This window comes from Roseospirillum parvum (assembly GCF_900100455.1).
Taxonomy (GTDB): Bacteria; Pseudomonadota; Alphaproteobacteria; order Rhodospirillales; family Rhodospirillaceae; genus Roseospirillum; species Roseospirillum parvum.
The window spans coordinates 59,068-75,586 of sequence record NZ_FNCV01000007.1 but is presented as its reverse complement, the minus strand read 5'-3'; the positions used below and the strand labels follow the sequence as shown (position 1 = coordinate 75,586).

Annotated in this window: 13 protein-coding genes; 6 read left to right on the top strand and 7 right to left on the bottom strand. The window is 71.3% G+C overall.

Annotated elements, in window-relative coordinates; translation table 11 throughout:
* On the bottom strand, positions 1-1,533 hold the full coding sequence (locus tag BLR95_RS11210; RefSeq protein ID WP_092619932.1) for an acyl-CoA carboxylase subunit beta: 1,533 nt from the start codon (positions 1,531-1,533) through the stop codon (positions 1-3).
* Positions 1,534-1,935: 402 nt separating this feature from the next.
* On the opposite strand from BLR95_RS11210, the gene BLR95_RS11205 reads away from it, so the two are divergent.
* A complete protein-coding gene (locus BLR95_RS11205; RefSeq protein ID WP_143130985.1) occupies positions 1,936-4,959 on the top strand; it encodes a chemotaxis protein CheB in 3,024 nt (1,007 codons plus the stop codon).
* A 15-nt stretch (positions 4,960-4,974) separates the two neighbouring features.
* Here BLR95_RS11205 and BLR95_RS11200 read toward each other — a convergent pair whose 3' ends face one another.
* Positions 4,975-5,946, bottom strand: coding sequence for a DMT family transporter (locus BLR95_RS11200; protein ID WP_092619926.1), 972 nt, complete (start codon positions 5,944-5,946; stop codon positions 4,975-4,977).
* Between the two features lie 161 nt (positions 5,947-6,107).
* Here BLR95_RS11200 and ftrA point away from each other — a divergent pair, with 161 nt between their 5' ends.
* Positions 6,108-7,079, top strand: coding sequence for a transcriptional regulator FtrA (ftrA, locus tag BLR95_RS11195; protein ID WP_092620288.1), 972 nt, complete (start codon positions 6,108-6,110; stop codon positions 7,077-7,079).
* A gap of 34 nt (positions 7,080-7,113) precedes the next feature.
* Here the strand turns inward: ftrA and BLR95_RS11190 are convergent, their stop codons facing one another.
* The 4 genes from BLR95_RS11190 to BLR95_RS11175 form a co-directional block, all read right to left on the bottom strand.
* Positions 7,114-9,636 carry a glycoside hydrolase family 65 protein gene (locus BLR95_RS11190; RefSeq protein ID WP_092619923.1) on the bottom strand — a complete coding sequence of 841 codons (2,523 nt, stop codon included), beginning with the start codon at positions 9,634-9,636 and terminating at the stop codon, positions 7,114-7,116.
* A 43-nt stretch (positions 9,637-9,679) separates the two neighbouring features.
* Positions 9,680-10,522 (bottom strand): trehalose-phosphatase, encoded by an 843-nt coding sequence (otsB, locus tag BLR95_RS11185; protein WP_092619920.1) that lies wholly within the window; start codon positions 10,520-10,522, stop codon positions 9,680-9,682.
* Positions 10,515-11,276, bottom strand: a complete 762-nt coding sequence (locus BLR95_RS11180) for a beta-phosphoglucomutase family hydrolase (protein WP_092619917.1) — start codon at positions 11,274-11,276, stop codon at positions 10,515-10,517. The genes otsB and BLR95_RS11180 overlap by 8 nt, the downstream gene beginning before the upstream one ends.
* A gap of 331 nt (positions 11,277-11,607) precedes the next feature.
* A complete protein-coding gene (locus tag BLR95_RS11175; RefSeq protein ID WP_092619914.1) occupies positions 11,608-12,432 on the bottom strand; it encodes a transglycosylase SLT domain-containing protein in 825 nt (274 codons plus the stop codon).
* A gap of 389 nt (positions 12,433-12,821) precedes the next feature.
* Here BLR95_RS11175 and BLR95_RS11170 point away from each other — a divergent pair, with 389 nt between their 5' ends.
* From BLR95_RS11170 to modD, 4 genes are all read left to right on the top strand, one after another.
* Positions 12,822-13,196 carry a TM2 domain-containing protein gene (locus BLR95_RS11170; RefSeq protein ID WP_218119540.1) on the top strand — a complete coding sequence of 125 codons (375 nt, stop codon included), beginning with the start codon at positions 12,822-12,824 and terminating at the stop codon, positions 13,194-13,196.
* A gap of 169 nt (positions 13,197-13,365) precedes the next feature.
* Entirely contained in the window at positions 13,366-13,809 is a 444-nt protein-coding gene (locus tag BLR95_RS11165; protein WP_092619911.1) for a TM2 domain-containing protein, read from the top strand.
* Between the two features lie 148 nt (positions 13,810-13,957).
* Positions 13,958-15,193, top strand: coding sequence for an MFS transporter (locus BLR95_RS11160; RefSeq protein ID WP_176787799.1), 1,236 nt, complete (start codon positions 13,958-13,960; stop codon positions 15,191-15,193).
* Between the two features lie 2 nt (positions 15,194-15,195).
* On the top strand, positions 15,196-16,044 hold the full coding sequence (gene modD / locus BLR95_RS11155) for a ModD protein (protein ID WP_092619905.1): 849 nt from the start codon (positions 15,196-15,198) through the stop codon (positions 16,042-16,044).
* Positions 16,045-16,065: 21 nt separating this feature from the next.
* Here modD and BLR95_RS11150 read toward each other — a convergent pair whose 3' ends face one another.
* Positions 16,066-16,407 carry a hypothetical protein gene (locus tag BLR95_RS11150; RefSeq protein ID WP_092619902.1) on the bottom strand — a complete coding sequence of 114 codons (342 nt, stop codon included), beginning with the start codon at positions 16,405-16,407 and terminating at the stop codon, positions 16,066-16,068.
* Positions 16,408-16,519 lie beyond the last annotated feature (112 nt).

Sequence of the window (16,519 nt, the reverse complement as noted above, 5' to 3'; positions counted from 1 at the left end):
CTAAAGCGGGATGTTGCCGTGCTTGCGCCAGGGGTTCTCGAGCTTCTTGGTCTTCAGCATGTTCAGCGCCTTGATCAGCCGGGCCCGGGTGTTCCTGGGCTTGATGATGTCGTCGATGAACCCGCGCGAGGCGGCGACGAAGGGATTGGCGAACAGGCGCCGGTATTCCTCGGTGCGCGCCGCGATCATGCCGGCGTCGCCGGCCTCCTGGCGGAAGATGATCTCCACCGCGCCCTTGGGCCCCATGACCGCGATCTCGGCACTCGGCCAGGCGTAGTTGACGTCGCCGCGCAGGTGCTTGGAGGACATCACGTCATAGGCCCCGCCGTAGGCCTTGCGGGTGATCAGGGTGACCTTGGGCACGGTCGCCTCGGCATAGGCATAGAGCAGCTTGGCGCCGTGCTTGATGATGCCGCCGTACTCCTGGGCGGTGCCGGGCATGAAGCCGGGGACATCGACGAAGGTCAGAAGGGGAATGTTGAAGGCATCGCAGAAGCGCACGAAGCGGGCCGCCTTCCTGGCGCTGTCGATGTCCAGGCAGCCGGCCAGCACCATCGGCTGGTTGGCGACGATGCCCACGGTGGCCCCTTCCATGCGCCCGAAGCCGGTGATGATGTTGCCGGCGAACCTGGCGCCCACCTCGTGGAAGTCGTGCTCGTCGACCACCTTCTCGATCAGCTCCTTCATGTCGTAGGGCTGATTGGGGTTGTCGGGGATCAGGGTGTCGAGCGCCGGCTCCTGGCGCTCCGAGGGGTCCTCGGTCGGCTTGACCGGCGGCGCCTCGCGGTTGGAGGCGGGCAGGAAGTCCATGAAGCGGCGCAGTTCGAGCAGCGCCTCCACGTCGTTGGCGAAGCTCATGTCGGCGACGCCGGAGCGCCCGGTGTGGGTGGCCGCGCCGCCCAACTCCTCGGCCGAGACTTCCTCGTGGGTCACCGTGCGCACCACCTCGGGGCCGGTGACGAACATGTAGGAGCTGTCCTCGACCATGAAGATGAAGTCGGTCATCGCCGGCGAGTAGACGGCGCCGCCGGCGCACGGCCCCATGATCATGCTGATCTGCGGGATGACGCCCGAGGCCATGACGTTGCGCTGGAACACCTCGGCATAGCCGGCCAGGCTGGCCACCCCTTCCTGGATGCGCGCCCCGCCGGAATCGTTGAGCCCGATCACCGGCGCCCCGACCTGCATCGCCTTGTCCATGATCTTGCAGATCTTCTCGGCGTGGGCCTCCGACAGCGAGCCGCCGAACACCGTGAAGTCCTGGCTGAAGACGAACACCTGGCGGCCGTTGATGGTGCCATGCCCGGTGACCACGCCGTCGCTGGGCACCTGGGTGTCGCCCATCCCGAAGTCGGTGCAGCGGTGGCGCACGAACATGTCCCATTCCTCGAACGATCCGGCGTCGAGCAGGACGTCGATGCGCTCGCGGGCGGTCAGCTTGCCCTTCTTGTGCTGGGCCTCGATGCGGCGCTCGCCGCCGCCCAGGCGGGCCGCGGCGCGGGTCTCTTCCAACTGGCGGATGATGTCGTGCATGGGGTCAGGGCCTGTTGACGAAAAGGTGGGGGCCTCGGCGGCGGAGCGGCCGGCCGGCGGGGGCGCGGCCGCCCTGGCGGGCAGGGCCGGCGGCCGGCACGGAGGGCGCGGATGGTGCGGAGTGATACCCGGCCCGTTGCCCGGGGGCAAGGGTCGAAGCGCCGCCGCGAGGCCGGGCGGGGTTGCCGGCGGGGTCCTTTTTTTTGTCCTGCCACTGGAAAAAAGCGCCGGCTCACCAACGTATTCCTGGAAGGGGTGGCGCATCACCGAGCCGCCTGGAGATGAACCGTGACCGAACGCGAGGACGGGGTGCCCGAAAGGCCGGATCCGGCTTCCAGGGCGCCGGGCGATGAGGGGAACGGCACGGCCGACCGGCCCGCGGCGACGGTCGGGGGCACGGATATGATCCCGCCGGTCGCCGGGGACGCCGCTGATTCCTCCCTCTCTCCCCCGCCCGACCACTCTTCCGCTCCCCCACCCGACCACTCTCCCACCCCCCCACCCGATCACTCTCCTACCCCCCCACCCGACCCGCCAGACGACGACCGTCTGGCGGCCGAGACCACCGACGATCTGGGCACGCCGATCCATGTGGTTGGCATCGGGGCCTCGGCCGGCGGCCTGGAGGCCCTCAGTCGGTTCCTGTCGGCCCTTGGGCCCGACCTGCCGGTGTGCTGCATCGTCGCCCAGCACCTGTCGCCGACCCACCACAGCCACCTTGTCAACCTGTTGCAGCGCGAGACCGACCTGCCGGTGCTCGAGGCGTCCGACCATCGGGTGCTGGAGGCCGGGCGCGTCTTCGTCTGCCCGGCCAACCGCGACATCTCGGTGGTCGGCAACACCATCCGGCTGGTCGAGCCGGCCCGCAGCCTGGGTCCCAAGCCCTCGGTCAATGCCCTGCTGGCCTCCATCGCGCGCACCTTCGGGCGGCGGGCGATCGCCGTGATCCTCTCCGGGACCGGCTCGGACGGGGCGCACGGGGTGCGCGCCGTGCGCGCCGCCGGCGGTCTGGTCCTGGCCCAGTCGCCGGACAACGCCAAGTACGACGGCATGCCCCGGGCCGCCATCGAGACCGGGCTGGTCGACCTGATCCTGCCCGCCGAGCGCATTGCCCGGGAGTTGCCCCGCCTGCTGCAACGCCAGCGGCAGATCGTCAGCCAGGAAATGGTGCCCGAGGAGTTGGCCGCCGTGGAGCGGCTGGTGCGGTGCCTGCGCAAGCGCTCCGGGGTCAACTTCGGGCGCTACAAACGGGCCATGGTGCTGCGCCGGGCGCGGCGGCGCATGCAGACCCTGGAGGTGTTCGACTTCCCCGCCTACGTCGATGTGGTCGAGAGCACCCCGCACGAGGCCGATCTGCTGTTCCGCGACATGCTGCTCTCGGCCGGCGGTTTCTTCCACGACGCCGATGCCTTCGGCGGTCTGGCGGTGGAGATCCGCAAGCTGGTCGAGAACCGCGACCCCGGCCAGGGGGTGCGGGCCTGGGTGCCGGGCTGCGCCTCGGGCGAGGAAGCCTATGCCATTGCCATGCTGGTCCATCGGGCCATCCGGCTGAGCGCCAGCGATGCCCAGGTCCAGGTGTTCGGCACCGACATCAACGCCGACATGATCGCCATCGCCCGCCAGGCCACCTATGCCCTGGCCAGCGCCGCCAGCCTGCCCGTGGAGTTGGCCGACGACTACCTGCACCGCCAGGGCGAGAACGTGCTGGTCGCCAAGCCGGTGCGCGACTGCGTCATCTTCGCCCGCCACGACCTGATCGAGGACCCGCCGTTCCTGCGGCTGGATCTGGTCAGTTGCCGCAACACCCTGGTCTACTTCGAGCCCGACCTGCAACGCCAGTTGCTGGAAATGCTGCACTTCGCCCTGGCCCCGGGCGGCCTGCTGTTCCTCGGCCGCTCGGAAAGCGTCGCCGCCGCCAACGACCTGTTCGAGCCGGTGGACACCCGGCTGCGCATCTTTCGCCGCCGGGTGCTGCCGCAGGGCAGGCAACCGGAGATTCCCCCCGCCGTGCGGCTGCCCAGCGGCGAGTCCGAGCCGGTGGTGGAGCGCCGCTCAAGGCCCGGCGACGTGCTCTCGCAAAGCCTGCTCGAAACCTTCGCGCCGCCCTCGGTGATCGTCGACGAGCGCCTGGAGGTGTTGCACGTGTTCGGCGACGTCTCGCCGTTCCTTTCCCCCTATGCCGGGGCGGCCGGGCTCAACGTGGTGCGGCTGGCCGGCGAGACCCTGCGCCCCACCTTGCGGGCCGGGCTGTCCAAGCTGTTCCGCGACGGCGCCCCGGTCGAGATCAGCGGCCTCAAGGGGCGCGCCGGCAACGGCTTCCGCATCCTGATGCGGCCGATCGGGGCCGGCCCGACCCGCCATCCGCACGCCGTCATCAGCTTTCTCGGCGAGACCCGGCCGGTTGTCCTGGCTCCCGGCGGCGAGGCGGGCGAGGCGCTCAGCCTGCGCGGTCAGGTGGCGCAGCTTGAGTCCGACCTTGAGACCTCGCAGGAGAACCTCAAGGCGGTGGTCTCGGAGCTGGAGACGTCGAACGAGGAACTGCTGTCCCTGAACGAGGAACTCCAGGCCAGCAACGAGGAGCTTCACTCGACCAACGAGGAGTTGGAAACCGCCAACGAGGAGCTTCAGTCGACCAACGAGGAGTTGATCACCGTCAACGAGGAACTGCTCGGCAAGTCGGAGGAGTTGGCCGCCGCGCAGAGCGACCTCGACAACATCCAGTCGACCATCGGGCTGGCCTTCCTGCTGATCGACCCCGACCTGCGCATCCGCCGCCTCAACGCCCAGGCGGGCGAGCTGTTCGGCCTGGACGAGGACGCGCTCGGGCAGGTGTTGGGGCAGGTGTTGGGCCAAGCGACGCAGGACGATCTGGGCGGCCGGTTGATCGACCGCCTGAGCCGGGTCATCGCCGGCGGGCCGCGCGACCAGTTCACCCAGGTTCTGCACGGGCGCGAGGTGATGGTCCAACTCTACCCCTACCTCGACCCCTCCGGGCGGCCGGTGGGCGCCGTGGTCACCGGCCTCGACCGCTCCGAGGTGGCCATCCTGCGCCGCCACCTCAACCAGGAGCGCGAAACCCTGGCCCGCACCCAACGCCTGGAGGGGCTGCTGCTCGACCTGATCGCGGTGCCGGTGGCGGTGTTCGCCCCGGACGCGCGGCTGGTCGAATGGAACCGGGCCTTTGCCCGGCGCATGGATGGTCCGGTGGCGGCCGGCATGGCCTGTCCCCAGGTGCTGGGGTGTGAGGACTGCGCCCAGGGCGGGGCGGCGGACGGGGGGTGCCTGCTGGCCCACCCGGAGCGCTGGGCCGGCGTCGAGTGGACCGAGATGGAGAGCCGGCGGGGCCGGGTCGAGATCCGCCGGGTTGGTGCCTCCGGCGCCCCGCCCGAACACTTCCTGGTCCGCTTCCTCGATCTCGACGGCTGAAGTCATCGGCTGAAGTCATCGGCTGGGGTCGCCGCTGGGCGTCGGCCTCCTGGCGCGGCGCTGGGCCAACAGGCCGCCGGCGACGATCAGCCCGCCACCCAGCACCGACAGTGCCGGCGGCAGGGTCGAGAACAGCAGCAGATCGATCCCCATCGCCCACAGCAGGCCGGAGAACTGCCAGGGCGCCAGACGCGACGCCTCGCCCCGATGCAGGGCGGCGTTGAGGCAGACCAGGCCGGCCGTCTGCACGACCACGAAGCCGACCGTGAGGCCCCAGGCCGGGGCCGGAACCGGCTGCCACAGCAGGAATGCCGGGACGAGCAGCACGAGGCTGCCGACCACCGCCACCTGGATCGCCCCGTCATGGCTCAGGGCGGCGTCGCGCAGCCGCCGGGTGGCGATCTGGTAGAGGGCGTAGGACAGCGCCGCGCCCAGGGCGGCGAGCAGGCCGAGCGCCGGTGGGCTGGCGCTCGGCCGGACGATCAGCAGCATGCCGAGGAAGCCGAGCAGGGTGCCCGCCCAGCGGCCGGCGGCGACCGGCTCGCGCAGCAGCCAGCCGCTGAGGGCGGTCAGCATCAGTGGGGTGAGGAAGCCCAGCGCCGCCGCGATGGTCACCGGCATGGTGCTGTAGGCGACGATGGTCAGCACGTTGGTGGTGACCAGGGCCGCCGCCGCGGCGCGTTGCAGCCAGGCCTTGCGGGGGGTCAGGATACGCCGCCAGGTGAGCCGGGCGGCCGGCCACCCGGTGGCCAGGCCGGCGGCGGCGAGGACCATCAGGCAGCGCAGGAAGGTGACCTGCAAGGGGGCCAGGCCATGGGTTTCCACCAGCACCTTGGTCAGGCTGTATCCGGCCACGTAGAACAGGCTCGATGCCAGGACCAGGCCGATGGCGAGGGACGCCGCTCCGCCCCCGTCGCGGAGCGCCGGCTTGACCCCGTCGCGCGGCGCCGGCCGGCCCCCTTCGCCCGTCGCGGGTGTTCCTGCCATCTTGCTGTCTCCCCATTCCCTGTCCGGCGCCGCGTCGCCTGATCGCTCCGAGCCGCAAGACGATGCGGACCGGTGGCGCGTGGCTTTGGGTGCGTCGGGGCAACTCTCGGGTTGGTGGAAAAAACTGGCAAGTGGCGCGATTGACACTTATCGTGAAGATCATGACAAAGCACGCCACCAGCAAGCCGCCCCACCGGGTGGCGGTGTTGGCCTACGACGGCCTGTGCACCTTCGAGTACGGCATCGCCGTGGAGGTTTTCGGCGCCGCCTGGTCCGGCGACCCGGCGCCCCCCTACACCGTCGCCACGGTGGCCGGCGAGCCCGGTGCGCTGCACGCCCAGGGCGGGCTGACGGTCACCCCCGGGGGCGGCCTGGAACTGCTGGAGGATGCCACGACGGTGATTGTGCCGGGCTGGCGGCGGCCCCATCACCAGGTGCCGGGGCGGCTTGCCGAGGCCCTGGCGGCGGCCCACCGGCGCGGGGCGCGCATGGTCTCCATCTGCGGCGGCGCCTATGTTTTGGCGGCGGCCGGGTTGCTGGCCGGACGCCGGGCCACCACCCACTGGCGGCTGGCCGACGATTTCGCCCGCCGCCATCCCGGCGTCGTCTTCGAGGCCAACGTGCTGTATGTCGACGAGGGGGACATCCTGACCTCGGCCGGCAGCGCCGCCGGGATCGACCTGTGCCTGCATCTGGTGCGCCGCGACCTTGGCCCGCAGGCGGCCAACGCCATCGCCTGCGGGCTGGTGGTGCCGCCGCACCGGGGGGGCGGTCAGGCGCAGTTCGTGCGCCGCCCGGTGGCCAGCGATGGCAGCGCCCGGCTGGCCGAGTTGCTCGACTGGATGCGCGCCTCGCTCGATCAGGACCTGTCGCTGGACCGCCTCAGCCGGCGCGCCGGACTGGCCCCGCGCACCTTCTTGCGCCGCTTCTCCGAGGCCACCGGCATGACCCCGGCCGAGTGGGTGACCGCCGAGCGGCTGGCCCACGCCTGCGATCTGCTGGAAACGACGCGGCTGGGCATGGAGGAGATCGCCGCCGGCTCGGGCTTCGGCTCGGCGGCGACGCTGCGCCACCATTTCCGCCGCCGCCTGTCGACCACGCCGACCCTCTACCGGGCCCAGTTCGCCCGCTGAGCGGCTGGCCGGGCGCGGCAGCGCCGCCGGTGGGTCAGGCCGGGGCGCCGGTCAGCCGGATGGTTTCGGGGCGGCCCGGGCCGAGGGGCATCGACCGGCCGCCGACCAGCACCGGGGTTCGCGGGTCCCAGTCGGGGCCGGGGGTCAGGGTCAGGCTGTCCGGGGTCTGCTCGACGCCCAGCCAGTGGCCCCGGAAGCGGACCCGGAAGGCGAGCCGGCGGACGCGCCGGTTGGCCACCGGATCGAAGTGCAGGCCCACGGTGTCGCCGGCGCGGCGCACCGCCAGCCCGCTGAAGCCGCGCATGACCAGATCGACCGTGCCGGCCATGGCGCCCAGGTGGATGCCCTCGGCGGTGGTGCCGCCCTGGACGTCGGTCAGGTCGCTGGCCAGGGCGGTCTTGAACATGCCCCAGGCGTCCTCCGGGTGGCTGCGCGCCATGACCCAGGCGTGGACCAGATAGGACAGCGTCGAGCCGTGCGAGGTGCGGGCCAGATAGGTGTTGATGGTGCGCTGCCACGCCTCGGGTCCGAAGGGCACGCCCAGGCGCTCCAGAAGGTGGCTCAGTTCCGGTTCCGGGAACAGGTAGCACAGCATCAGGGCGTCGGCCTGCTTGGACAGCTTGTAGCGATTGGCCGAATCACCCTCGGCCTCGAGGATGCGGTCGAGCCGCTGGATGTCGCCGTAGCGGGCCCGGTAGCCCTCCCAGTCGAATTCCTTGAGCTCGGCGTAGCCCTCGAACTGCTCCAGCACCCCGTCGTCCATCACCGGCACGACCATCTTTTTGGCCATCTCGGCCCAGCGGTCGGGTTCCTCGGGGGCGATTCCCAGGCGGCCCATGATCTGGTCGCGCCGGGCCGCCTCCAGGCCGGCCAGCAGGTCGCCGGCGGTGCCCATCAGCCAGGCCACCAGCACGTTGGTGTAGGCGTTGTTGGACAGCGCGGTGCGGCCGGCCAGCCGATGCCCCTCGGGATAGCCGTCGTGGTACTCGTCGGGGCCCATCACCTGATGGATCGAATAGCGGTCGGTGGCCGGGTCGTGCTCGGCCAGGCTGGCGAAGAAGCGGGTGATGTCGATCAGCAGCTCGGCCCCGAAATTGTCGAGGAAGCCCTGGTCGCCGGTCGCCGCCAGATGGTTGGCCACGTTCACCGCGATGGCCAGGCTGACGTGGCGCTGGACCCAGGTGTTGTCGGGAATCCAGCGTCCGGAGCGCGGGTTGAGGTGCATCACCTGGCTTTCCTCGCGGCCGTCCGAGCCGCTCTGCCAGGGGAACATGGCGCCGCCGTGGCCGGCGGCGCGCGCCGCCGCCCGCGCCTTGGGCAGGCGCCGCGCCCGGTAGCGCAGCATGGCGGCGCTGATCTCCGGGAAGTGCAGGGTGAGGAAGGGCAGGATGAAAAGCTCGTCCCAGAAGACGTGGCCGCGATAGGCCTCGCCGTGCCAGCCGCGCGCCGGCACGCCGACATCGAGATCGGCCGAGTGGGGCGACAGGGTCTGCAACAGGTGGAAGATGTGCAGGCGCACGTTCATCTGCACGGTGGCCGGGTCGACCTCGGGGTCGTCGACCTCGAAGACCACGTCGGCCTGTTGCCACAGGCGCTCCCAGGTGGCGCCGTGGGCGGCGACCAGGGCGCTCGCCGGGGGGGCCTCGGCGACCGCCTCGCGGGCCGCCAGACCGGGCTCGGAAATGGCCGTGTCGCGGCTGGTGTAAAGGGCGGCCACCTTTTCGACGGTCACCGGCTCGCCGTGGGTCATCTGGACGGTCAGGGTGTGGCGCACCCGGCCGTCCTCGGCCAGGGCGTCGCGGCGCTCCACCGGGTGGGAGCGTCCCTCGGCGGTCAGCAGCCGGGTGCGGGCCGCCTGACCGACCCTCAGGCGGGCCTGGCTGAAGGTGCTGACCAGGGCGATCATTTCCTCCTCGCCGGGGCCGTCGGGGCCGTCGGTGTGGGCCTGGAAGGTGGCGGCGTCGGTGGCCTCGAGGTGGGTGCTGGAAAGCTGCCGGTAGCGTTTGACCCCGGCGTTGATGAGGTGCCCGTTGAGCCCTGAGTCGATGACCACCCGGCCCGACCAGTTGAGCGGCGTCAGGGTCAGTTCGAGGGCGGCCAGATGGGGCTGGTCCATGGACACCACGCGGGCCAGATGGAGCGCCGTCTCGCGGCCGGAGGGGTCGGTGGCGATCAGGCTGAGGTGCAGCACGCCGTGCCTGAGGTCCAGCCAGTGGCGCACCTCGCGCCAGGTGGTGTCGGCCAGATCGATCGGGTTCTCGCCGTCGAAATGCACCATCAGGCCCGACCAGTCGGGCAGACGGACCAGATCCTCGTTGACGATGTCGCGCTCGGCGATGCGGGTGATCAGCCGGTTGTAGCCGCCGGCCAGATAGGTCGCCGGGTAGTGGGTGTCGTCGCCGCGCTCCCAGGGCAGGGCGCCCCGGCTGACCATGTAGCCGTTGCCGATCGCGGTCAGAGCCTCGCGCAGGCCCTGCTGCTCCGGCGCGAACCCTTCATAGGCCAGGGTCCAGGCGGGGTCGCCAGGGTGGGGAAGGGCGGCGGTCCTCTCGGTCATCGGCGGTCGGTTTCCTGGGTGGGGGGGACGGGGGTGGGCGGCTCTAGCGGCCCAGACGGTCGAGGAAGGCCAGCACCTGGGCCGGATCATCGAGCCGGAAGCGGGCGTAGCTCTGCTTGGGGGTGCCGTCGTCCTCGGCCCAGTCGGCCGGGGCGCACAGCACGCCGAAGCCGGCGAAGTCGGGCAGCGCCTTGAAGGCGTCCTCGTCGGTGACGTCGTCGCCGAAGAACAGCGGGCAGTAGGCGGGATCGTTCAACTCCAGCGCCTGACGCAGGTGGCGCACGCACTTGCCCTTGTCCCAGTCGATGGCCGGCTGGAACTCGAAGACCTTCTTGCCCGGCTTCTCCTTGATGCCGGAAAAGCTGGCCAGGACCTGGTCGAGACCGGCCCGGAAGGCCGGGTAGTCGGCCTCGGCGACCTGCCGGTAGTGGGCGGCGATGGAGAACTTCTTGCGCTCGATCAGGGCCCCGGCGATGGGGTCCAGATGGCGCCTGAGGTGGGCCTCGACGCTGTCCAGAAGGCCGCCCAGGTCGGCGATGCCCTCGTGATCCAGCGTGCCGTGGCCGGGGATGGTCACGTCGAAGCCGTGCGAGCCGGCGTAGATCAGCCCGTCGATGCCGACCAGTTTCTCGACGTCCGGGCGGTCGCGTCCGGAGACCACGGCCACCGGCAGGCGCTTGGCCAGCTCGGCGACGATGGCCCGCCCGGCCGGGTCGAGCACGGCGTCCTCGGGGCGCGCCACGATCGGGGTCAGGGTACCGTCGTAGTCGAGGAAGATGGCCGGGGTGCGGCCCTCAAGGGCGGCGGTGAAGCCGGCGAAGTCGTCGAGCGCCGAGGGCAGCTCGGCGACCGGGGTCAGGGGCGGGGTGGGGCGTCGATCAGTCAAGGTTGAATTCTCCCAGGTCGGTGACCACCACGTCGGCGCCGCCGTCGAGCAGGGCTTGGCGGCCGGCCCCCCGGTCGATGCCGACGACCAGTCGGAAGCCGCCGGCCCGGGCCGAGCGCACCCCGGCCACCGCGTCCTCGAAAACGGCGGCGGTCGCCGGTTCGGCGCCGACCAGTCGGGCGGCGGCGAGGAAGGTTTCGGGCTGGGGCTTGCCGGGCAGGCCGTGCTCATCGGCGTAGACGCCATCGACGACGGCGTCGAACAGGGGCAAAAGGCCGGTGGTTTCCAGCACCCGCTGGCAGTTGCGCGACGACGAGTTGACGGCCATCGCCAGTCCCTTGGCCTTGAGGCGCTCGATCAGCCGCACCGAGGACGGAAAGACCTCCGCCCCCTGGGTGGTCAAAAGGTGGTTGAAGTGGATGTTCTTGCGGTTGCCCAGGCCACACACGGTCTCGGCCTCGGGTGCATCGTTGGGGCTGCCGTGGGGCAGCTCGATGCCCCGGCTGGCCAGGAACTTGGCCACCCCCTCGTAGCGCGGCCGGCCATCGACCAGGGTCATGTAGTCGGCCTCGGTGAAGGGGGCGAAGCCGGGGCCGTCACGGGTTTCCAGGTAGGCGTCGAACAGCGCCTTCCAGGCCCCGAAGTGGAGACGGGCGGTGGAGGTGACGACGCCGTCCAGGTCGAACACCAGGGCACGCAGGCCGAGGGTGTCGAGGCGGGGCAGTGGGTCGGTGGGGTGGCGCGCGTCGGGCATACGCTGTCTCGTCTGGGCCCCCTGGACACGGGTCGGCGGGAGGAAGGCGATGGCGATGGCGGGAGCGCACCCAGGGGTCGGCGGGGAGGGGTCCGGGTGGCTTGCGGGCTCGGTCACCGGGGCCCCTGGACGGGTCCGGCGGCAACCACCGGCACGGCGGCGTCATGGTGTCGCGCGCCGGGTGGTGTCGGGAAATCCTGATTGGGAAAGACTAACATTGATCGCCCCAGGCGCAAGGGGCTGGGGGTGACGAGGGCGTGACCATGCCCGGACCATGCCCGGACCATGCCCGGATCATGCCCGGTCCGGGGGCGCCGGAGCGGGGGACGGATCAGGAATCGTCCTGCTCCTGGCGCGCCTTCCAGGCGGCCAGCCGGCGTTCCCGCCACAGCTCGGCCAGCGCCTTGGCGCGGGCCAGATCGGCCACCCGGTGGGCCTGCTTCACGGTGCGTTCGCGGGCCAGTTCGGCGGCCCGGCGTTCCGCCTCGGCCTGCACGGCGGCGGCCCGGGCCTGGGCCTCGGCGCGGGCGGCGGCGGCGATCTCGGCGGCCACGGCGCGGCCGTCGTCGGTCGCCTGGGGTGCGGTCGGGGCGAGGGGACCGCGCGCCTTCTCGGCGTTCCACAGGCGCACCACCTTGGCCTGATAGCGCGCCCCCAGATGCGGCGTGCGCGAATGATAGTGCGCCGCCGCGGTGCGCCAACTGCCGCTTTCGGCGTACAGGCGGCTCAGGAAGTCGGCCGCGTAGGCGGCGTTGGTGTCGGGGTCGAAGGCGGCGTCGAGCGAGGCGAAGTGCTGCCCGTGGTAGCCCAGGTTGATCTGCAGGCAGCCGACGTCGATGTTGGTCTCGCCGGCCGCCTGCAGGCGGCGCACCTCGGCCAGGGCGGCGGCCTTGGTGGGGAAATACCTGCCCGGTCCGCCGTTGGTGACGGTCCACGGCCAGGCATAACTTTCCCCCCGGGCCGGGTCCCAGCGCCCCGATTCCGACAGCGCGATGGCCGACAGAAGGTGCTCCGGCAGGCCGTGGGCGGCCTCCTGCCGGGCCGCCGCGGCGCGGCACAGATCGGCCGTGCCGGCCCGCGCCGCCGCCGGGAGCAGGGCGGCAAGCAGGGCCAGGGCGAGGCAGAGCGGCGGAAGCAGGGGGCGGGCGGTGGTCATGGCGGGGAGTCCGGGTCGGGGGGCTTCAGTCCCCGGGTAATCAGCAAACGCCGTGCCAGGGGATGCCCAATCCCGGTCAATGAATGTTTTTTAGGCACGATTAAAAAATAGGCTTGCGAGGCCCGCCGGCCCGGTGATAGCTTTTGCAGTGCAGCACGGGAGCTGCCGGACCGGTGGGTCCCGGGTTGCGCTTTCTGGACGTTTCCTCCCTAGACTCCGAGCCGTGGGGCCTTGTCCCCACGGCTTTTTTTTGCCCGCGCCGGGTCCCGGCGTGGTGGTCCGGCGGGGCGAAAGCGGCTACACTTTCTCCTCTGCCAGCCGCCCGGGGCGGGTGAGGGACCCATGGCCCCGGTCGGTGCAGCCCATGTCCTTGGAGGGAAACCCACGTCATGGCCGATGCTGCCGCCCCGTCGTCCGCCGCCCAGCCTGCCAGCGGGGCCCCCGCCGCGCCGACGCCGGGCGGGCTGATCCACTGCGCCACCTGCGGCGGCCAGATGGCCGTCACCGCCGCCGCCTGCCCCCATTGCGGGGCGCCCAACCCGGCGGCCAGCATGGGGGTGTCGGACAAGGGCATGGTGCCGGCGGCGCTGCTCTGCTTCTTTCTCGGCTCGTTCGGCATCCACCGCTTCTATGTCGGCAAGATCGTCACCGGCATCCTGATGCTGCTCACCCTGGGGGCGTTCGGCATCTGGACCCTGATCGACTTCGTGATGATCCTGGTCGGCTCGTTCAAGGACAAGAACGGCCTGCCCCTGAAGCGCTAGAGCACGTCGCGTTTAAACGGGGTCGCAAAGTGACCCCGTTTAAACGGTTTAAACGCGGGGCCGTGCTCTAAATTATTGAATCGAGAGCGTTTTGCGAACCGGACCCCTGAAGACAGTGATTCCGTTCAAGCGCAAAACGCTCTAGGGGCTGGGCGCGGGGAGGCACACCGTGGCAATCGACGTCAAGGGTCCGGCCGGCATCCGCCCGGGCACCAAGTACTGCATGGCCTGCGGCACCGCCATGCCGAGCCTCGCCGCCGCCTGCCCCAGGTGCGGCTTCACCAACCCCAGCGGCCCGGCCGGGCCACCCCAGACGGAAAGCCCCAAGAGCTTCGGCGTGGCGGTGGCCCTGTGCGGCATCTTCGGGGTGGTCGGCATCCACCACTTCTATCTCGGCAACATCGTCCATGGGCTGATCGACCTGGGTCTGCTGGTTGGCGGCCTGTCGTTGATTTTCCTCGGCCAGATCACCCTCGACCCGATGCTGGTCGGCCTGGGCGTGGTGGTGCTGCTGATCGACGCCCTCCACAGTCTGGTGGTGATGGTCCGGCTGATCATCGGCAAGGCCCACGACGGCAAGGGACGCCCGGTGCGCTATCGCAGCCCCGGGTGAGGGGGGCGATTGCGCTTCGTCGTTTGCCAGACGGGCCGAAGTGTCCTAAGCCCTGGCCATGGAGTCTTGAAAATGACGCAAATCGTCGTCGCGATCCGTTCCGGATCGCTCGGGATTTGCTTTCACATTTCTGCCAGGAAACCGTTTCGTGCCCGTCACCAAAGCCCTGAAGTGGACCGGTCTGGCCGGTCCCGAGCAAGCCCCGGTTGCCGTGGTCGGCCTGGGTCACGCCGGCGTCCACTGGATCGCCGCCGTGTTCTACCTCGTGCTGCCCTTCATCACCGAGGACCTGGGGCTGTCCTACGCCCAGGCCGGCGCCCTGGTGGCGGTGTTCCACGCCACCAGCGTGGTGATCAACATCGCCTCGGGCTTCCTGGTCGACGTGACCGGGCGGCGGGTGCTGTGGCAGACGGTGGCCCTGATCGCCGGCGCCCTGGGGCTGGCCGGCTTCGCGCTGACCCGGGACTACACCGTGCTCGCCCTGCTGGTCGCCCTGATCGCGGCCAGCAACAACCTGTGGCACCCGGCGGCCATCTCCTGGCTGTCGCGGCGCTATCCGGCCAACCGGGGCTATGTGCTGTCGGTCCATGCCCTGGGCGCCAACCTGGGCGATGCCCTGGCCCCGCTGGCCGCCGGCGCCCTGCTCGCCGTGATGGCCTGGGGGCCGGCGGCGGCTCTGGCGGCGCTGCCGGTGGGGGCGGTGGCCTGGGTGCTGTGGCGCACCCTGGCCAGCCGCCGCACCGGAGCCGCCGGCGACCACCAGCAGGTCAGCCTGGCGGGCTATTTCGGCGGCATGGTGAAGGTGGTGCGTGACCGCGCGGTGCTCGGGCTGGCCCTGATGGCCGGCTTTCGCACCATGGCGCAAAGCGGGCTGCTCGCTTTCCTGCCGCTCTATCTGGCCAACGACCTGGGTCTGTCGCCGCTGGCCATGGGTGCCGCCCTGGCCGCCATGCAGGCCGGCGGGGTGATCGCCGGGCCGGCGGCCGGGGTGCTGTCGGACCGCATCGGCCGGCGACGCATCGTGATCGCCGGCCTGGGCCTGAGCACGGTGGTCATCCTGGCCCTGGCCCTGGCCGGACGGCCGGTGCTGTTCGTCGCCGGGGTGACCGTGCTCGGCTTTGTCATGTACGCCATCCGGCCGGTCATCCATTCGTGGATGATGGACATCACGCCGGCCAACCTGGGTGGCTCGGCGACCAGCCTGCTGTTCGGCGTGCAGGCCGGGCTGTCGGCCCTGGCACCGCTGATCGGCGGCCTGCTGGCCGATGCCTTCGGGCTGGTCACGGTGTTCTGGTTCCTGGCCGCCGCCATGCTGGTCAGCAACCTGATCGCCCTCAGGCTGCCGCCCGATCACACCCCCACGTCCGCCCAGGAGGCGTCTTGAGAATGGGACCGCGTCTGTCCGACTCCGTGCTGGAACGCCTGCTCGCCGAGGACCTGCCGCTGGGTGACCTGACAACGCGGGCCCTGGGCATCGGGCGCCGTCCGGGGCGCCTGAGCATGGCCGCCCGCGATCCCCTGGTGCTGGCCGGGCTGGACCCGGCGGCGCGGCTGTTCGGGCTGCTCGGGGCGCACGTCGAGCGGCGCGCCATGGACGGCGACCGGCTGGCCCCGGGCGACCCCATCCTTGCCGTCGAGGGCCCGGCCGAGGCTCTGCACGGCGCCTGGAAGGTGGCCCAGACGGTGCTTGAAACCAGCGCCGGCATGGCCACCGTGGCGGCCGACATGGTGGCCGCGGCGCGCGCCGTGAACCCGCGGGCGCGCATCGCCTGCACCCGGAAGACGCCGCCCGGCGGCCGCGCCCTGGCGGTGGCGGCGATCCTCGCCGGGGGCGCCGATCCGCACCGCCTGGGGCTGTCGGAGACGGTGCTGGTGTTCGCCGAGCACCGCGCCTTCCTCGACCCCGGCAAGCCGCTGGCCGAGTGGCTGGGCGCCCTCAAGGCGGCCTGCCCGGAAAAGCGCGTCGTGGTCGAGGTGACCGACGCCGACGACGCCGAGGCGGTGGCCCGGGCCGGCGCCGACGTGGTGCAACTGGAAAAGTTCCCGCCCCCGGCGGTGGCCCGGGTGGTGGCCCGGCTGGCCGAGGTGGCCCCGGCGACGGTGGTTGCCGCCGCCGGGGGCATCGGTCCCGGCAACGCCGCCGACTTCGCCCGGGCGGGGGCGACGGTGCTGGTCACCTCCACCCCCTACCGGGCGGCGCCGCGCGACGTTCAGGTGCACCTTCAGCCGGCCTGAGCCCCGGTGCACGGGCCCGGCTCAGCGCACCCCGAGGAAGCGCTGGAAGTTGGCGCAGGTGCTGTTGCGGGCCGGCGTGATGTTGCAGCCGCAGCCGAAATCACCCCAGTTGCGGCTGGTGCAGTCGCGCCCGCTGATGCGCTGGCGCACACCGCGCTGGATGCAGGTGTCCTGGGCCTGTTGCGGCGAGCCCATGGCGGTGAAGCCGCCGCTCGGCTCGACATAGAAGACCTGCGGGGAATTGATGTTGTGGCGCACGAAGGTGGGCCGGAAGCTGTTGGACGTGCACTCGGCGGCCTGGGCGATGGCGGGCGCGGCGACGGTGGCGGCCAGCAGCAGCGTGGCCAGCAGACGGATGCGCATGGATTTTCCCTCCCGGAAGGAACGGGCCCCTCGGCCGGGGTTCGGCTGGCGCGCCCGAAAGTCTCCCATTTATTCGGGGCGGCGCCGGGGGCAACGTTGAATATCTGGCCCC

Excerpts from the sequence above, each read along its gene's own strand:
- BLR95_RS11205 (WP_143130985.1), top strand. The coding sequence starts at position 1,936 with ATGATCCCGCCGGTCGCCGGGGACGCCGCTGATTCCTCCCTCTCTCCC.
- ftrA (WP_092620288.1), top strand. The coding sequence starts at position 6,108 with ATGACAAAGCACGCCACCAGCAAGCCGCCCCACCGGGTGGCGGTGTTG.
- BLR95_RS11170 (WP_218119540.1), top strand. The coding sequence starts at position 12,822 with ATGGCCGATGCTGCCGCCCCGTCGTCCGCCGCCCAGCCTGCCAGCGGG.
- BLR95_RS11180 (WP_092619917.1), bottom strand. The coding sequence starts at position 11,276 with ATGCCCGACGCGCGCCACCCCACCGACCCACTGCCCCGCCTCGACACC.
- BLR95_RS11150 (WP_092619902.1), bottom strand. The coding sequence starts at position 16,407 with ATGCGCATCCGTCTGCTGGCCACGCTGCTGCTGGCCGCCACCGTCGCC.
- BLR95_RS11175 (WP_092619914.1), bottom strand. The coding sequence starts at position 12,432 with ATGACCACCGCCCGCCCCCTGCTTCCGCCGCTCTGCCTCGCCCTGGCC.
- BLR95_RS11190 (WP_092619923.1), bottom strand. The coding sequence starts at position 9,636 with ATGACCGAGAGGACCGCCGCCCTTCCCCACCCTGGCGACCCCGCCTGG.
- BLR95_RS11210 (WP_092619932.1), bottom strand. The coding sequence starts at position 1,533 with ATGCACGACATCATCCGCCAGTTGGAAGAGACCCGCGCCGCGGCCCGC.
- BLR95_RS11200 (WP_092619926.1), bottom strand. The coding sequence starts at position 5,946 with ATGGCAGGAACACCCGCGACGGGCGAAGGGGGCCGGCCGGCGCCGCGC.
- modD (WP_092619905.1), top strand. The coding sequence starts at position 15,196 with ATGGGACCGCGTCTGTCCGACTCCGTGCTGGAACGCCTGCTCGCCGAG.